This window comes from Pseudaestuariivita rosea (genome assembly GCF_017592335.1).
In the GTDB taxonomy this organism is placed as follows: domain Bacteria; phylum Pseudomonadota; class Alphaproteobacteria; order Rhodobacterales; family Rhodobacteraceae; genus Parasulfitobacter; species Parasulfitobacter rosea.
The window spans coordinates 1-17,327 of record NZ_JACNMP010000007.1 but is presented as its reverse complement, the minus strand read 5'-3'; the positions used below and the strand labels follow the sequence as shown (position 1 = coordinate 17,327).

At 58.4% G+C, this 17,327-nt stretch carries 14 protein-coding genes, 1 tRNA gene and 1 pseudogene; 8 read left to right on the top strand and 8 right to left on the bottom strand.

Annotated elements, in window-relative coordinates:
• The first annotated feature begins 36 nt into the window (after positions 1-36).
• From H7848_RS06820 to H7848_RS06800, 5 genes are all read left to right on the top strand, one after another.
• Entirely contained in the window at positions 37-321 is a 285-nt protein-coding gene (locus H7848_RS06820) for a hypothetical protein (protein WP_208349289.1), read from the top strand.
• A gap of 136 nt (positions 322-457) precedes the next feature.
• Positions 458-1,744, top strand: a complete 1,287-nt coding sequence (locus H7848_RS06815) for a homoserine dehydrogenase (RefSeq protein ID WP_208349287.1) — start codon at positions 458-460, stop codon at positions 1,742-1,744.
• A 39-nt stretch (positions 1,745-1,783) separates the two neighbouring features.
• Complete coding sequence (gene glpX / locus H7848_RS06810) at positions 1,784-2,746, top strand: class II fructose-bisphosphatase (protein ID WP_208349285.1); 963 nt, start codon at positions 1,784-1,786, stop codon at positions 2,744-2,746.
• A 10-nt stretch (positions 2,747-2,756) separates the two neighbouring features.
• Entirely contained in the window at positions 2,757-4,499 is a 1,743-nt protein-coding gene (recJ, locus tag H7848_RS06805) for a single-stranded-DNA-specific exonuclease RecJ (RefSeq protein ID WP_208349283.1), read from the top strand.
• An 89-nt stretch (positions 4,500-4,588) separates the two neighbouring features.
• Positions 4,589-4,663 (top strand) — tRNA-Glu (locus H7848_RS06800).
• A gap of 255 nt (positions 4,664-4,918) precedes the next feature.
• Here the strand turns inward: H7848_RS06800 and H7848_RS06795 are convergent.
• Positions 4,919-6,286, bottom strand: coding sequence for an aminotransferase (locus H7848_RS06795; RefSeq protein WP_208349281.1), 1,368 nt, complete (start codon positions 6,284-6,286; stop codon positions 4,919-4,921).
• Positions 6,287-6,404: 118 nt separating this feature from the next.
• Between H7848_RS06795 and H7848_RS06790 the strand changes: the two genes are divergently transcribed.
• Complete coding sequence (locus tag H7848_RS06790) at positions 6,405-7,355, top strand: LysR family transcriptional regulator (RefSeq protein WP_208349279.1); 951 nt, start codon at positions 6,405-6,407, stop codon at positions 7,353-7,355.
• A 133-nt stretch (positions 7,356-7,488) separates the two neighbouring features.
• Here H7848_RS06790 and trpS read toward each other — a convergent pair whose 3' ends face one another.
• Positions 7,489-8,505 (bottom strand): tryptophan--tRNA ligase, encoded by a 1,017-nt coding sequence (gene trpS / locus H7848_RS06785; protein WP_208349277.1) that lies wholly within the window; start codon positions 8,503-8,505, stop codon positions 7,489-7,491.
• Positions 8,506-8,581: 76 nt separating this feature from the next.
• On the opposite strand from trpS, the gene H7848_RS06780 reads away from it, so the two are divergent.
• Positions 8,582-9,268 carry a rhomboid family intramembrane serine protease gene (locus H7848_RS06780; RefSeq protein ID WP_208349275.1) on the top strand — a complete coding sequence of 229 codons (687 nt, stop codon included), beginning with the start codon at positions 8,582-8,584 and terminating at the stop codon, positions 9,266-9,268.
• A gap of 652 nt (positions 9,269-9,920) precedes the next feature.
• Here the strand turns inward: H7848_RS06780 and ettA are convergent.
• The 4 genes from ettA to H7848_RS06760 all read right to left on the bottom strand — a co-directional run bounded on the left by ettA (position 9,921) and on the right by H7848_RS06760 (position 15,994).
• Complete coding sequence (ettA, locus tag H7848_RS06775; RefSeq protein WP_208349520.1) at positions 9,921-11,576, bottom strand: energy-dependent translational throttle protein EttA; 1,656 nt, start codon at positions 11,574-11,576, stop codon at positions 9,921-9,923.
• 128 nt (positions 11,577-11,704) lie between these two features.
• Positions 11,705-12,529: a hypothetical protein gene (locus tag H7848_RS06770; protein WP_208349268.1), complete on the bottom strand. Its 825-nt coding sequence runs from the start codon at positions 12,527-12,529 to the stop codon at positions 11,705-11,707.
• 85 nt (positions 12,530-12,614) lie between these two features.
• Positions 12,615-14,408 carry a gamma-glutamyltransferase gene (gene ggt / locus H7848_RS06765; RefSeq protein ID WP_208349266.1) on the bottom strand — a complete coding sequence of 598 codons (1,794 nt, stop codon included), beginning with the start codon at positions 14,406-14,408 and terminating at the stop codon, positions 12,615-12,617.
• Positions 14,409-14,554: 146 nt separating this feature from the next.
• Positions 14,555-15,994 (bottom strand): hypothetical protein, encoded by a 1,440-nt coding sequence (locus H7848_RS06760; protein WP_208349264.1) that lies wholly within the window; start codon positions 15,992-15,994, stop codon positions 14,555-14,557.
• A gap of 147 nt (positions 15,995-16,141) precedes the next feature.
• On the opposite strand from H7848_RS06760, the gene H7848_RS06755 reads away from it, so the two are divergent.
• Entirely contained in the window at positions 16,142-16,786 is a 645-nt protein-coding gene (locus H7848_RS06755; protein WP_208349262.1) for a thiamine diphosphokinase, read from the top strand.
• Between the two features lie 10 nt (positions 16,787-16,796).
• Here H7848_RS06755 and H7848_RS06750 read toward each other — a convergent pair whose 3' ends face one another.
• Together H7848_RS06750 and H7848_RS06745 are read right to left on the bottom strand one after the other, a co-directional pair.
• Positions 16,797-17,036, bottom strand: a complete 240-nt coding sequence (locus tag H7848_RS06750) for a hypothetical protein (RefSeq protein ID WP_208349260.1) — start codon at positions 17,034-17,036, stop codon at positions 16,797-16,799.
• Positions 17,037-17,167: 131 nt separating this feature from the next.
• A pseudogene (locus H7848_RS06745) lies at positions 17,168-17,327 on the bottom strand (IS5/IS1182 family transposase); the annotation flags it as partial.

Below are 17,327 nucleotides of genomic sequence, written 5' to 3'. Positions count from 1 at the left end.
CTTGCGTCGGGGCCACCTGTGTGACTAAGAACCCCTATGGTTCGACTGATTTTACTTTGCCTGACCCTGGCGGCCTGTGCCAGCTATCCCGATTTCGATGACGAATTGGTCAGCGAAGCCGATGCAGCCCCTTTCCCCCGTGTGTTACCGATCAATGAAATCATATCGCAGTCCGAAACCACCCAGATCACCCCGGATTTCACTGCTGATATGGAAACCCGCGTCGAAAGTCTGCGCGCCCGTGCGGATCGCTTGTCGCGCCCTGTCATTGATCGCCCACTGCGGCAGGATATGCAGCAGCAGATCAAGGATCGTCCCTGATTATCCCAAAATCTCAGCAGCTTGGCAAATGATTGTACAGGGACCGGCACAAGCTGGCCACAGCACCAACCCTATGATTGCGACCCCGGGCGAATGGGGGTAAAGGACAGTCGAACGACAGATGACGGAGACCCCCATGCCCCAACCCCTACGCCTTGGTATCGCTGGTCTGGGGACCGTTGGTGTCGGCGTCGTACGGATTATGCGCAAACACGCGAAACTGCTGCAACAGCGCACGGGCCGTGACATCGTGATCACCGCTGTTTCGGCCCGCACCCGCGACAAGGATCGCGGTGTTTCTTTGTCGGGATACGAATGGGAAGACGATCCGGTCGCCCTGGCGCGGCGAGGCGATGTGGATGTTTTTGTCGAACTCATGGGGGGCAGCGATGGCCCGGCCAAGGCCGCCGTTGAAACAGCGATCGCTGCGGGCAAAGACGTGGTGACCGCCAACAAGGCCATGCTGGCCCTTCACGGTCAGCACCTGGCCGAAGCCGCCGAAGCCGAAGGGGCAGTGATCCGGTTTGAGGCCGCCGTCGCAGGGGGCATCCCTGTGGTCAAGGCCCTGACCGAAGGGCTTGCGGGCAATGAAATCACCCGCGTCATGGGCGTTATGAACGGCACCTGCAACTATATCCTGACGCGGATGCAGGCCACCGGTCAGGGGTACAACGCCCTGTTTGAAGAGGCCGACAAACTGGGTTATCTGGAGGCCGATCCCAATCTGGACGTCGGCGGCATTGACGCAGGCCATAAGCTGGCGCTGTTGGCCTCAATCGCCTTTGGCACCAAGGTCAGTTTTGACAAGGTTGTGCTGGAAGGCATCCAGCGGATCAGCCTGGATGATATCACCCGTGCGGCTGACATGGGCTTTCGCATCAAGCTGCTTGGCGTCGCACAACTGACAGCGCGCGGGCTGGAACAACGCATGACGCCCTGCCTGGTGCCTGCGCTTTCACCGTTGGGTCAGCTTGAGGGCGGAACGAATATGGTCGTCCTGGAAGGCGACAGCGTCGAACAGATCGTGCTGCGCGGTCCCGGTGCGGGCGAAGGCCCAACGGCCAGTGCCGTGATGTCCGACGTGGCCGACATTGCCCGCGGCATCCGGGTGTCGACATTCGGCCAACCGGCGGCGTCGCTGAAAGACGCGCCCGTGTCCGGGTCAGCCGTGCCCGCCCCCTATTACCTGCGGATGGAGCTGCAGGACAAACCCGGCGCATTGGCCAAGGTTGCGACTATCCTGGGCGAGGCGGGCGTGTCAATCGACCGGATGCGCCAGTATGGACACGCTGATGCGACGGCCCCGGTGTTGATCGTGACGCACAAAACGACGTCCGCAGCGCTTGATCAGGCGACCGCCGGGTTCCGGAAAACCGATGTGATTGTGGGCGATCCGGTTTCTCTGCGGATCGAAGCACTTTGAGAAATCTCACCCTTTCAATGACTTACACAGGATACTGATATGGCTGGCACCGTAGAATTTCACGACCGGATGTTATCGCTTGGACTGGCGCGCGTGTCTGAGGCCGCCGCGATGGCCTCGGCCAAGCTGATCGGACGCGGCGACGAGAAGGCGGCGGATCAGGCCGCTGTCGACGCGATGCGCACTCAGCTGAACATGCTGGATATCGACGGCGTGGTCGTGATCGGCGAAGGCGAACGGGACGAAGCGCCGATGCTGTACATCGGTGAAAATGTCGGCACGGGCGACGGCCCGGGTGTGGACATCGCCCTTGATCCGCTGGAGGGCACGACGCTGACCGCGAAGGACATGCCCAACGCGCTGGCTGTGATCGCGATGGGTCCGCGCGGGTCCATGCTGCACGCGCCTGACGTTTATATGGATAAACTGGCCATCGGTCCGGGCTATGACCAGGGGGTCGTGACGCTGGACATGACGCCCGCTGAACGCATCGATGCTCTGTCCAAAGCCAAGGGCTGCGGCCACGAAGATATCACCGTCTGCATTCTGGAACGCCCCCGCCACGAAGACCTGATCGCCGAGGTCCGCAGCACGGGCGCGGGCATCCGTCTGATCACCGACGGCGACGTGGCCGGCGTGATGCACTGCGCCGAAGCTGACATCACCGGCATTGATATGTATATGGGATCCGGCGGCGCACCCGAGGGCGTGCTGGCCGCCGCTGCCTTGAAATGCATGGGCGGGCAGATTTACGGCCAGCTGATGTTCCGCAATGACGATGAACGTGGCCGCGCCGAAAAGGCCGGGATCACCGATCTGGATCGGATTTATGGCCGCGATGATATGGTCACGCAGGATGTGATCTTTGCCGCAACAGGTGTGACGGATGGATCAATTGTGCCCGGCATCAAGCGCGAGGTCGGCTATCTGACCGCCACCACGATCCTGATGCGGTCAAAAACCGGATCGGTGCGGCGCATGACCTATCGCAACCCGACCTGAGCTTGCCGATTTGAGTTTTTTGGGCGTCACATCTTCCCTGACCGGGCGACGTTGGGTGGGGTTGAGCGCAGATCAGGACAGGCTGGCACAGGCCATGGTGCAACAAACCGGCCTGCCTGATGCGCTCTGCCGCACCTTGACGCGGCTTGGCGTGCCCGCAGATCAGGCGCAGCAATACCTGACGCCTCAGTTGCGCGATCTGCTGCCCGATCCGCGGTCATTGCGCGATATGGAAAAAGCCGCCGCGCGCTTTCTGCAGGCGGTGCAGAACCGCCAGCGCATCGCGATTTTTGCCGATTATGATGTTGATGGTGGGTCCTCGGCCGCCTTGCTGATCACATGGCTGCGGCAGATGGGGCTGGCCGCGACGCTCTATGTCCCCGACCGCATCGACGAAGGTTACGGCCCGAATGCGTCCGCGATGGCTGATCTGGCGCAAACCCATGATCTGATCATCTGCGTCGACTGCGGCACGCTAAGCCATGACGCGATTGCGGCGGCCAAAGGCGCTGACGTCGTTGTGCTGGATCACCATCTGGGCAGCGAAACCCTGCCCCCCGCGCTGGCCGTGGTGAACCCGAACCGACAGGATGAGCCCGGCGATCTGGCCCATCTGTGCGCCGCCGCGGTCGTGTTCCTGATGCTGGTCGAGGTCAACCGCCAGATGCGCGAGGCCGGACAAAAAGGCCCCGATCTGATGGCAATGCTGGATCTTGTCGCCCTGGCCACCGTCGCCGATGTGGCCCCCCTGACCGGTGTGAACCGCGCGCTGGTGCGGCAGGGGCTGACCGTTATGGCGCGCCGTCAACGCCCCGGTTTGGTGGCCCTGTCTGATATCGCCCGCATGGACAGTGCCCCCAACAGCTATCACCTGGGGTTCCTGCTTGGCCCGCGCGTGAATGCAGGCGGGCGCATCGGTCAGGCCGATCTGGGCGCACGCCTTCTGGCGACCGATAACCCGAACGAGGCCGCAGCACTGGCCGAACGCCTTGATCAGCTGAACACTGACCGACGCGACATCGAGCAGCGCGTTCGCGCCGAGGCAATGGCCCAGGCCGAAGAACGGGGCCTGGATGCGCCACTGGTTTGGGCCGCGGGCGATGGCTGGCATCCCGGCGTTGTGGGCATCGTGGCCGCGCGCTTGAAAGAGGCCACCAATCGCCCCGCCGTTGTGATCGGGATGGATGACGACGAAGGCAAAGGGTCTGGACGATCCGTCTCGGGTGTCGATCTGGGCGCCGCCATCCAGCGTCTGGCGGCCGAGGGTCACTTGATCAAGGGTGGCGGTCACAAGATGGCCGCGGGGCTGACAGTGGCCCGCGACAAATTGGAAGACGCGATGGCCCGGCTGTCTGATCTGCTGGCCAAACAAGGCGCGGGCACCGCGGGCCCCGCTGATCTGAGGCTGGACAGCATTCTGATGCCCGGCGCCGCAACGGTCGATCTGATTGATCGGATCGAATCCGCTGGCCCCTTTGGTGCTGGCGCCCCTGCCCCGCGATATGCCTTCCCCGACATGCAGGTTCATTTCGCCAAGCAGGTGGGCGAAACCCATTTGAAACTGACCCTGGGTAACGCACCAGACAGCCGGATCGACGCCATTTGCTTCGGTGCCTTTGAAACAGCACTTGGCCCTGCACTGACGCAGCATGCGGGCCAACGCTTTCATCTGGCCGGGCGCTTAGAGTTGAACACCTGGGGCGGACGGCAAAGCGTCCAATTACGCCTGGAAGACGCCGCACCCGTTCTTTGACGCCGCTTTAAAATTTTCCGCGGGGTTATGCAAAAATCCTCTTGCCCTTATCGCCCGCATTGCCTAATTAGCGTCTCACGCTTCGGCATGGCCCGTTCGTCTATCGGTTAGGACGCCAGGTTTTCAACCTGGAAAGAGGGGTTCGATTCCCCTACGGGCTGCCATTCTATCTGCCCTGAATATTTAAGTTTGACGAAGTGCAGATTACCGAAACGAAAGTCTTTTTAAGTCAGCATAGTGGAAATTTATGTTCTACAGTCCGTGATGGTGGAAAATTGGACAGATCGAGTGTGAGTATTTTTGGAACAACAACGCGTTTATTTGTCCTTCTTCTTGGTCCAAATACTCATAATTCAAAAGCTTAGCTGCGTGGCGGACCTTTGGCACTGAGCCGAATATTTAGGCTTAACATCAGCGTTCTAAGTCACATCTTTAAAAACCTGCGTCAGTGCTTTTCGCAGTTTGCCGAACATCTCGTCCATCTGCGCGGGTGTCATGATAAACGGCGGGCAGAGGACGATAGATTGGCCCAGGGGGCGGCAGATCAGGCCGTGATCGGTGCAGGTATTCGCGATGCGTTCGCTGATGCTCAGGTCTGCAGGAAAGGGTGTTTTGCTGGCTTCGTCTGACACGGCCTCAAGCGCGCCCATCAGGCCTTTGCTGCGGGCCTCACCGATGTTTGAATGCTGGGCCAGATCAGCCAAGCCGGCCTCAAAATCCGGTGTCAGGGCGCGGACGTTGTCCAGCAGTCCTTCGTTCAGGATTATGTCGATTGCCTTCAGTGCGATCGCACAGCCCACAGGATGGCCCGAGGCGGTGAAACCGTGGGGAAATTCCTCGACCGCTTCACTGGCGGCCTGCAGGCGGTCGCTTAGATCGGGGCCCAGGATCACGGCGCCCATGGGAAAATACCCTGCGGTCAAGGCTTTGGACGAAATGATCGCGTCGGGCATGAAATCATAGGTCTGGCAGCCCCAGACATCGCCCGTGCGCCCGAAACCGCAGATCACTTCGTCGGCCACCAGCGGGACGCCGTGCCGTTTCAGGATCGGCGCGATGGCCTGAAAATAGCCCTGCGAGGGCGGGATCACCCCGCCGGCACCCATAACCGGTTCGGCCACAAAGGCGGCGATGGTATCGGCCCCTTCGCGTGCGATGGTATCCTCCAATTCCTGCGCCAGGCGGGCAGTGAATTGCGCTTCAGTCTCGTCCGGCTGTCCCTCACGCCAATAATGCGGGCAGGTCAGGTGGATGAACCCGTCCAGCGGCAGACCGAACAAGCCGTTATAGGGTTTGCCCGTCATCGAAGCCGACACCACCGTCACCCCGTGATAGCCATTGACCCGCGTCAGAATCTTGCGCCGTTGCGGCTGCCCCTCGGCCCGGGCCAGAAACCACAGCATCTTGACCAGCGTATCGTTCGCCTCGGACCCCGAGTTGGTGTAAAACACCTTGCCGCGGTCAAAGGGCGACACGTCGATCAGCCGTTCGCTCAGCATCACGGTCTGATCCGTCATGCGCCCGAAAAAAGCGTGATAGCCGGGAAACCGATCGTACTGCGCCTTGGCCGCCGCGGTCAGGCCGGGGTGATCGAACCCCGCGACCATGTTCCAAAGCCCTGAATTTGCGTCCAAATATTCGCGCCCGTGCACATCATAGATATAGGGCCCCTTGCCGTGGGTCAGCACGACCGTGCCACGATCATGAACCGTGGGCAGGTCGGTAAACCCGTAAAAACTGTTCGCATCGGCGCGCGCTTCCCAACTGTTCGGGCTGTGTTCGGTCATCGGTGGCCTCCTTGATCGCAAAGCTATCCTGCGGTGCAGGGCGGATCAATCGCGATCATTGCACTGGCCCTGAATTCAGCCTAGCGTCAGCGGCGCAACTAACGTCAAGGGCAGCGAAATGGCACATGTAACGGACCGCTTCACGCTATGGGGGATCGAAGTGTTCGTCGCCACCGCCGAAGAGGCCTCGATCAGCGCTGCCGCCCGTCGTTTGGGGGCCAGCCCCGCGACGATCAGCCAGCAGTTGACCAATCTTGAGGCCGCGATGGGCGTGCGCCTGCTGGACCGTAACTCGCGCCCAGTCCGCCTGACCCCGGCGGGCGAGATCTTTCGCAAACGCGCGCAGTCGATTTTGAATGAGGCCGCCCTGGCCCGCGCCGAACTGGCCCGGTCGGATATGGCCGCCCTGACCCGCTTTCGCCTAGGTATGATCGAGGATTTCGATGCCGATGTGACGCCGGGGCTACTGTCTGAAATGTCGGTGATGCTGGAAGACTGTCAGTTTCTGCTGGAAACCGGCCCCAGTCATCGTTTGTTCGACCAGCTGGACGCCCGCGCGCTGGATGTGGTCGTGGCGGCTGATATGGGGGCCACGGCGGACTGGATGGAGGTGCACCCCCTGTTGCAGGAACCTTTTGTCGCGGCGGTACCCCATGGCGACAGGCATGCCCCTGATCATCTGCCGCTGATCCAATACACACAGCGGCATTTCATGGGCCGCCAGATCGCCGCACATCTGGCGCGGCAGAACCTGTCCCTGTCCCATCGCTTTGAGCTGGACAGCTATCATGCCATCATGGCCATGGTGGCCGAGGGTCGCGGCTGGACGATCCTGACACCATTGGGCTGGATGCGCGCGCAACGGTTCCGCGATCAGGTCGACCTGATCCCCCTGCCCTATGATCCGCTGACCCGAACCATTTCCCTGAACGCGCGTAGCGGTATCCTGGCCGACATGCCCGGCAGCGTAGCAGGACGCCTGCGACCCTTATTGCAGGATCTGGTGGTGGAACCCGCTGTTGCGGCCTATCCGTGGTTAGAGGGCAATTTGAAGCCGTTGCAGGATTAAGCAGCGCAATGACAGCGCATTACTCAGAGGTCAGGCCCGGTGGGCACCACCGGGCAGCGTCCGACCGCCCACCCGCGGACGGTCGCTGCCCTCTGATCTGTGCGTTTATCCCTTATACCCATGGGATAACAATTTACCGCACCATCCCGATGATCTCATAGGTTTTCGCCAGAATGGGCGCGGCTATTTCGCGGGCGCGGGCGGCGCCTTGGGCCAGGATGCGGTCAATTTCGGCGGGGTCCTGCATAAGGCGGTCCATCTCGGATGAAATGGGCGCCAGTTTTTCGACGGCCAGTTCCGCCAGCGCGGGCTTGAACGTGCCAAACTGCTGACCGGCAAATTCGGCAATCACATCCTCGGCCGGTTTTTCCGCCAAAGCGGCGTAGATATTGACCAAATTCCGCGCCTCGGGTCGGTCATCCAGCCCCTCCAAAGCCTCAGGCAAGGGATCAGGGTCCGTCTTGGCCTTGCGGATTTTCTTGGCGATCGTATCGGCATCATCGGTCATGTTGATCCGGCTCATATCCGACGGATCGGATTTCGACATCTTCTTGGTCCCATCCCGCAGACTCATGATGCGCGTCGCGACACCTTCGATCACGGGTTCGGTCAAGGGGAAAAAATCGACGCCGAAGTCATTATTGAACTTCATCGCAATATCGCGCGTCAGCTCAAGGTGCTGTTTCTGATCCTCGCCCACCGGCACATGCGTCGTGTGATAAAGCAGAATATCCGCCGCCATCAGCGTGGGATAACTGAACAGCCCCACACTGGCCTTTTCGCGATCTTTCCCCGCCTTGTCCTTGAACTGCGTCATGCGGTTCATCCAGCCCATCCGCGCCACACAGTTGAAGATCCAGCCAAGCTGAGCGTGCTCGGCCACCTGAGACTGGTTGAACAGGATCGATTTCGCAGGATCAAGACCCGAGGCGATGTAACTGGCGGCCAGTTCCCGCGTCGCATGGGTCAGATCAGCAGGGTCCTGCCAGACGGTGATCGCATGCAGATCGACAATGCAATAGATCGTTTCAACCCCGGAATTCTGCATCTCGACAAACCGCTTCACCGCGCCCAGATAATTGCCAAGTTGCAGATGGTTGGTCGGCTGGATGCCTGAAAAGACGCGAGGGGTGAATTTTGTGTCCGACATGGGGGCCGCTCCGGCTGGATTTATTAGCCCGGCTGGCTTAACGATGGGCAAAGCCCGCGTCAAGGAAGGCCCGTAGATGAGCAGACCGCCCCAGATCAGCCCCGTCAATCCGCTGCCCCCCGTGGTCATGGTTTTGTTGCTGATCATGATCGTGAATGAGGCGATCTTCAGCCTTGGTGCCTCACGCATTTTGCCCTGGCCTGCCGCGATCGGGTGGCGGTTGCAGGCCATTCAGGATTACGGGTTTTACGGCCAGATCGTCGACGATCTGCTGTTCCGCGGGCAGATTGATCTGGACCGGATCATGCGGTTTTTCACCTATTCGTTCATCCACTACAACTTCACCAGCGCGGTCTTTGGCTGCGTCTTCATCGCCGCGCTTGGGAAATACGTGGGTGAGATCTTTCGCCCCCTATCCGTGCTGGCGGTGTTTTTCGGGTCCGCCATCGGGGGCGCTTTTGTCTATGGGCTGCTGCTGAATTCGGCCGTCCCGCTGGCGGGCGCCTTTCCCGGAGCCTACGGTCTGATCGGAGCATTCACCTATATTTTGTGGATCAGGTTGGACAGTCTGGGCCAAAACCAACTGGCCGCCTTTCGCCTGATCGGCGTGCTGATGGGCATCAAACTGATCTTCGCGCTGATGTTCGGAGGCACCGTGGTCTGGATCGCCGATATCGCAGGGTTCGTGTTCGGATTTTTGCTGTCGTTCGTCCTGAAACCGGGGGGCTGGTCCGAACTGCTGGCCCGCATCCGCAGGGACTAGATATCCACTCAACCCTGTAAAACCAAAGACACCAACCCATCCGCCCGGTGGGCACCGCCGGGCCGCGCCGACCCGCCCCCCAGGGCGGCGCGTTTGCGCCACCCTCGGGCCGACGTGGTCCTGTGTATTTTATATGCTACAGTACACAACGGAACGACCAGCCTGATTATTTGACGGACGTTTCTCTGACCACAATCGTTAGTTATTTAATAGAAAGGGCGGTCTATTGACCGCCCAAATTATAGGAAAAATCCTATAATTGTTAGTACTAAAGCAATTGTACCGATGGCATCGCCATAGGACATATTGCCCAATATTCGGGTCAATTTTCGCATGGGTTTCTCCATTGCGAAGCTCAACCGGTTGAGCGATTAAAATTCGCTCAGTACTTATATACCGCCCCTTAAACGGCGGTTTGCTATATCTCTACGGCCGATTGGATATAGCCTCGATCGCTACCCGCTATAATTGTCCTTACTAAAGAGTAAGGGTTTACCCGGACGACCTTAGCAGAACTTAGCTAAGTTCCACACAGCGCTGCTAAGCGCTACCTCGTAAGTGGGTGCGCCCAAAGACTACTTTGGAGGGCCTGCTTACGCCATGCTCTATATAGTAGCTACAAAACAGAAAATCGCAACCCCTTGACAGCAAATCACCTCGCAAACTTCTTATACTTGATCCGCTTCGGCTCGACCGCATCGGGACCAAGCCTGCGTTTTTTATCCTCTTCGTAGTCCTCGAAATTGCCCTCGAACCATTCCACATGGGCCTCGCCCTCGAATGCCAGGATGTGCGTGCAGATGCGGTCCAGGAAAAAGCGGTCGTGGCTGATAACCACGGCGCAGCCCGCGAAATCGACAAGCGCGTCTTCCAGGGCGCGCAGGGTTTCGACGTCAAGGTCGTTGGTCGGTTCGTCCAGCAGCAGCACATTCCCGCCCGATCGCAGCAGTTTCGCCATATGCACCCGGTTGCGTTCCCCGCCAGACAAAAGCCCCACCTTTTTCTGCTGGTCGCCGCCCTTGAAGTTAAAGGCCGAGCAATAGGCGCGGCTGTTCATTTGCGCATCACCCAGTTGGATCACCTCGCCCCCGCCCGAGATTTCCTCCCACACGGTTTTATTCGCATCCAGCGCATCGCGGGACTGATCGACATAGGCCAACTGCACCGTGTCACCATAGGTCACTGTGCCTTCGTCCGGTTGTTCTTGCCCTGTCAGCATACGGAACAGCGTGGTTTTGCCCGCACCATTGGGGCCGATGACGCCGACAATACCACCGGGCGGCAGCGCAAAGCTGAGATCTTCGATCAACAGCTTGTCGCCCATGGCTTTTTTCAGGTTCTCAACCTCAATCACCTTGCCGCCCAGACGGGGGCCATTGGGGATGATGATCTGCGCGCGGCTCAGCTTTTCCTTTTCCGACTGGTTTGCCAGATCGTTATAGGCGTTGATCCGGGCCTTGGATTTGGCCTGCCGCGCCTTGGGCGACTGGCGCATCCATTCCAGTTCGCGCTCCAGCGTTTTCTGCTTGGATTTATCCTCGCGCGCTTCCTGTTCCAGACGCTTGGCCTTTTGTTCCAACCAGGCGGAATAGTTGCCCTCATACGGAATACCGCTGCCGCGATCCAGTTCCAGAATCCAGCCCGTAATATCATCCAGAAAATAGCGGTCGTGGGTGACGATCAGAATTGTGCCTTTGTAATCAATCAAATGCTGCTGCAGCCACGCGATGGTTTCGGCGTCCAGGTGGTTGGTCGGTTCGTCCAGCAGCAGCATATCGGGCTGTTCCAGCAGCAGTTTACACAGTGCGACGCGGCGCTTTTCGCCACCTGACAGGGTCGTGACGTCGGCGTCATCGGGGGGACAGCGCAGGGCCTCCATACTGACATCGATCTGGCTGTCCAGATCCCACAGGTTTTCCGCGTCGATCTTGTCCTGCAGTTCGGCCATTTCCTCGGCCGTTTCATCGGAATAGTTCATCGCCAGTTCGTTATAGCGATCCAGGATGTCTTTCTTGGGCTTCACCCCCAGCATGACGTTGCCGCGCACGTCCAGTGACGGGTCCAGTTCGGGTTCCTGCGGCAGATATCCCACATGTGCCCCTTCGGCCGCCCAGGCCTCACCGGTGAAATCCGTGTCGATGCCCGCCATGATGCGCAGCAGGGTGGATTTACCCGCGCCGTTGACCCCCACAACGCCGATCTTGACGCCCGGCAGGAAGGACAGGCGGATGTTTTCAAAGCATTTTTTGCCACCGGGATAGGTCTTGGACACGCCGTCCATGTGGTAGACATACTGATAAGCCGCCATCGGGGGGATCTCCTGCATAGGTGTATCGTGTGTGTTGCTGCGCTAGATAGCCGGTTCGGCGGGGGCAGACAACGGGCGGTTAGAGTGATTTCAGCTTTTTGCAAGACTGCCAAAGTGGGACTGCTAGCTTAAAAACTGCAGCGCAAGGATGATGGTTCTCTCAGAAAATCAAACCAATCGATAACTTCTGATTCAATATGATTCTCGGGTAAGTCTGTCCAATTATTCATATACATCCATTCTGGCGGATGCCTCGGTATACCAAAGAAACGTATTTCCAGACATAGCTCAAAGAGTTCTGTAGGGTTCTCCTCGCCTTGTGCAATCGCCCGCCAGATAGGACGCATCGCTTCTCTTTCTTGTTGCTTTGTCTGATTTTCAACTTCTTCAATGAGTTCAATATTTGGATGTAGCTTCAGACGTTCCGCATCGTACATTATAAGCTCATTAAGAAAGTGACGCAGATGCGCTGCTTTTTTCCATTCTTCGGCTTTCGTACATCCTATTGTAATTTCGGCAATTTCGATTGGTGATGTCCATTCTGGAATATCTCGTATTGCAAGGCATTCTGGCCAAGGTGGACCAGACAATAGTCTGTGCGTTTCTCGCCTTTCGATTGGTTGTAAAGGTTGTGTAACAATTGGTATTTCTATATCAGGAGGTTCTATTTGACGAATTGGCTGTACTTCACAGTCTGGCCCACCTTCAAGCATACAACGGGTAAAATTGGCGGCTTGGTCCTGCAACTGTTCTATTGATGTTCCGTGCTCGGCTAGAATTTGCTCCGTGGTCATTACCTGATTTGCTTCATTCAATCTCAAGACCAAAACATCATTGCGCTTCGAAGAGCCAAATAAATATGACTGCGCCAAAATCGTTGCAAACACCGCCACAGACATACCGAAAGCAGCGCCAATCCCAAAATAGACTAAATTCCTAAATCTTAATTTCATGATTGCATCACAAGAACTTAAGATAGATAGCTGCTTTGAAATGCTGCCACGGCTGCGGCAGCATCGCAAGCGGTTCCTGCCGCAGTTACTGTCCCAATGCAATCCCCTCACGCCGCGGGTCGGCACCGCCGCGTAGTCCGTCTTCACCGATTGAGATTGCGTGCAGACCGGATGTCAGAGCGCGGATGTTGACCTGAAACCCCAGGCCCTCTAACGCGGCCTGCTGTTCCGCCGCAGGCGTGCCCTGTTCCAGATCATAGGTGCCGAAGCGGTTCACGAAATGGGGCAGGTCGACGGCCTGTTGCACGTCCAGACCCCAGTCCAGATGGGCGATGATCGTCTTGGTCACATAGCCGATGATCCGGCTGCCGCCGGGCGATCCGACGACCAGCACCGGTTCGCCATCCCGCAACACAATCGTGGGCGACATCGAGGACCTTGGGCGTTTGCCCGGTTCCAACCGGTTCGCAATCGGCACACCATCGGCATGGGTGCGGAAGGAAAAATCGGTCAGCTCATTATTCAGCAAAAACCCCCGCACCATCAGGCGCGACCCGAAGCCGTTTTCAATCGTCGTCGTCATCGACAGCGCATTGCCCTCCGCATCGACGATCGAGATATGCGAGGTCGAGGGGAATTCGATCGACTGATCATCGGCCCAGTTCAGCGCGTGGTCGAATTCCGGTTCACCCGGTGCGACCTCGGGCAAGGCATCATCGCCCGACAGCAGCTCGGCCCGGCCAGACAGATAGTCCGGGTCCACCAGCCCCTGCGTCGGCATCGGAACAAAATCGCTGTCGGCCATATAACGACCGCGGTCAGCAAAGGCGAGGCGTGAGGCATCGCCGATCAGGCGCAGCGCCTCGGCACTGTCAGCCCCCAAGGCCGCCAGATCATAGCTGTTCAGCATCCCCAGTGTCTGCCCCACAGTCAGCGCGCCGGATGACGGCGGACCCATGCCACAAACATCGTGGTCGCGATATTCGACACAAACGGCGGGGCGTTCACGGACCTGATAGATCGCCAGATCAATAGGCGCCAGCACACCGGGATTACCAGGCGCGGTGCGCACGGTTTTCACGATATCCTCGGCGATGGGTCCAGTATAGAAAGCCTCAGACCCCAAAGCCGCAATCGTGCGCAGGGTGTCGGCATAGGCTGCGTTTATCAGCGTGTCACCTTCGGCAATCGCCTGCCCGCCCGGGAAGAAATAATCGCGGGTGGGCGCAAACCGCGACAGCCGTTCTTCCCCGCCTGCAACCATAGATGCCAAACGCGGCGAAACCTCGAACCCCTCATCCGCCAGACGGATCGCGTCGTCAAAAAGCCCCGCCCAATCGGCACGGCCCCAACGACGATGGGCTTCCTCCATCAGTGCGGGTGTGCCGGGTGTGCCAACGGACCGGCCCCCGACCACCGCATCGAAAAACGCCAGCGGTTCGCCGTTTTCATCCTGAAACAGTGTGGGCGTCGCGGCCAGTGGCGCGGTTTCGCGGCCATCCAGTGTGGTCACCTCGCCCGATGCGGCATCATACCAGACCAGAAACGCGCCGCCGCCCAGACCGGACGACTGGGGTTCAACCAAACCCAAAACCGCCTGCACGGCGACCATGGCATCGGCGGCGGACCCGCCAGCCTCTAGCACGCGCGCACCGGCTTCGACCGCCAGGGGGTTGGCCGCCGCAACCATCCAAGTATCGGCCTCAACCGGTTGCCCGGCCGCTTTGGCATCCAGTGCGGCCTGAACCGCGGGCGACACCTGCCCTGCGCCGGTTTCTGCCGCTGTTTCCGGTTCAACCGCATCCGCTGCCTCTTGCGCATGGGCCGAGTAGGCCATGCAGCCGATGACCAACGGATAGATGAATTTTCTGATTATCATAGTGCTGTCCCCCACGTTCAACTGAGGGAAGAGTAGCGTAGTTTCACGCGAATAGAAGGGGTTAAACCCCGATGCGCGTATTTCTGAGCATCGGGATTAACAGAAGATTGTTTCGGGTGAACCGATGGGATCACATATCCAAATGATTATTCACCCGCGATGCGGTGTTGTTCGGTCGGGCGAAAGCGTGTTTTTTCCGAAATTGAAAACTGTCCACCGTTGATCTTGCTGATCTTGCCTTCACGCAGCAGTTGGCCAAAGGCGCACAGGGCCTCTTCGCGCGAAAAACCTTCACGTTTCAGGTGCAGGGCCACGTATTTCAGTGCATGTGGTCGGGTGAAGTTGACCTGATTTTGAACATAGGTGATGTAGGCCCCGGCGGCCTCGATCAGATCGGGCAGATCAAGCCCGTTCAGTTCGCTGATAAAGGTCGCAAAGCCTTCGGCATCGGCTTCGGTCACGTTGACGCGTGCGTAAAGATCAACAGCCGCGCGACTGGGGCGCAAAGGTTTGCGGATGTTTGTATCGTCAACGCGGTTCTCGGCCACCAGCTTTAGCGGGGCCAGGCGTTTTTTCTTTTTCGGCTCATCATCCTTACCTTCGACCACATGGGCCAGGTCTTCGCGATAATGATCCAATGTTTCGGTGTCTTCGGCCCATTCGATGCCATCTTCACGTTCGGCCGAGGTTACGGCAACAGCCGCCTTCAGATGGGCCAGTGCATTTTGGCGACGCCCGGTGTCAGGGGCATCGAACTGTCGGTCAGTTGTCTTGAACAGACGTGAAATTATTTCTTCCCGCGCAGCGCCGTCATCGATCGTATCAAAGCGTGGACGTGCCGGTTTTACGGGCTGGGCTTCCGCAGCAGTATCCGATGCCTCGACCTGTTCGGCCGCAGGGGCTTCGATGCTTTGGGGGGCTTCCACGATTTCGGAAACAGGGGCCGGGTCTTCGACGACCGGTTCGCTTGCTGGCATATCATCCTGCGCGTCGCCAGGCGCGGGCGCTTTGGCTGGCGCGTCTTGCGACACGATCCGATTCTGATCGTCGTCGCCGTAATCACCTGGTGCGGTCCAGTCATCGGTCGCAACGTCGGTTAACGTCTTGGGCGCTTCTTCTTCGGGTACCTCAATCGGTTCGGGGGCAACATCTGCCCCAATCTTGGACTTCGAAATCGCGCTTAGGATCGATTTGATATCCTGATCAACCGACGGATCTTTGGGGCGTGTCGCCGCTTTCCTCGCACCAAATATGGGCTGCAGATCGTTTTTTGCAGGCGCCGGCACCACAGGTTCGGGCACTGCATCGGCAAGGATGGCGTCCAGTCCGATGATGCCCTTTTCACGCAGAACCAGGGCGTTGCCGGTGGCATCGGCTTCAATCTCAAACCCTGCGATTTGCTGCGTGATCGCTGTGATCTGCTGCAGATGGTCCCCGATACGGATGCTGTGCAGGCTTTGATCTTCGACCAGATCGGATATGAAATCGGCCACGGCAGTCATCGGTTTGAACGGATCAACGAACCCCTCAAACACGATAGAGAATGGGCCATAAGACACTGTCAATTTTGCTTTATTATCCGACATAGTTCAGCTCTTCTTCAAATACGCCCCCTGGCGCACAACGCAAAAACCGGTAAACAAAGCCATTGCGCCGACAAATACATTCGATACTAAATTCAAGGCCTAAATATGTTCAGTTCGTGAAAATACCAGCCAAAAATAAGGACTTCTATGATCATTACCTCTGAAAAGCCCGTTATTTTAGTAGGGGGCGGACAGGTTGACAGTCATATTCTGCATCAATTGTTGACGTTTGGGAACCGAATTGTTGCGGCAGACGGTGGTGCGCAGGCGGTTTTGGAATCAGGTCAGATGCCCGATGCGGTGATCGGTGACATGGACAGCCTGACAGATCAGATGCGCGCCCAGATCCCGCAAGACAGGATTTTCCACATCGCCGAACAGGACAGCACGGACTTTGACAAGGCCCTGCGCAACATCGCGGCCCCGCTGGTGCTGGCCACCGGTTTTCTGGGCAAACGCACCGACCACACCCTGGCCACGCTGAATGTTCTGGTGCGGCGGGGCGGCTGTATTCTGGTGGGCGATCAGGACATCATCTTTCGCAGCCCCCGCCACCTGAGGCTTGATCTGACCCCGGGTACAGTGTTTTCCCTGTTTCCAATGGGGCCGGTTCAGGGCCAGTCCACCGGCCTGCGCTGGCCGATCGACGGCATAGACTTCACCCCCGGCGGTCGCGTGGGGACATCAAACGAAACCACCGGGCCGGTTGAGCTTAAGTTCGATACCGACCAAATGCTGGTGGTCGTGCCGATCAATGCTCTTAAAGATATTATCCGTCTCGACCTGCAATAGTTACATTTAATTAAAGCCCCACCCCCAAAATCGCATCCAGTTGTTGTGTCAGGCGACGATTTGGCCCGAGCTGTGTCCGTAACGCAGCCACTTCAGTATCAGACGGCGCAAAGCGTCCCGCCAGCCTTTTGCGCCGCAAAGCCATATAAAGCTGATTTTCGTCTTCGGCCCCGCCAAGGGCTGCAATTACGCGGGCGATTTGAATGGCGGGCAAAAACCGGACGAACCGCAGCAAACCGCGCTGCCGCATGGTATCCACATCCGTCAGGTGCGGGGCAAGTTCGTCATACCGAAAGATAATCTTGAGCCGATTCTGTGGAAAAACAACGTGTTGCTGATGCAGAAAGTGTGGTTCTGAACAGAGCGCGAGCGCCTTTTCTATCAGGCTTCGCACGTTTGCTGCGGTGCGGGAAGGATCTTGGCTAATTTACGGAGGTTTTGGGCGGTGGCGGCGAGCAGGAATTCGTCATTTGCGCCACACGGTCCTCGTAATCGCAGCCGTCCCAGTCCCAGAATGCGTTTGAGGTGAGCAAAGAGCATC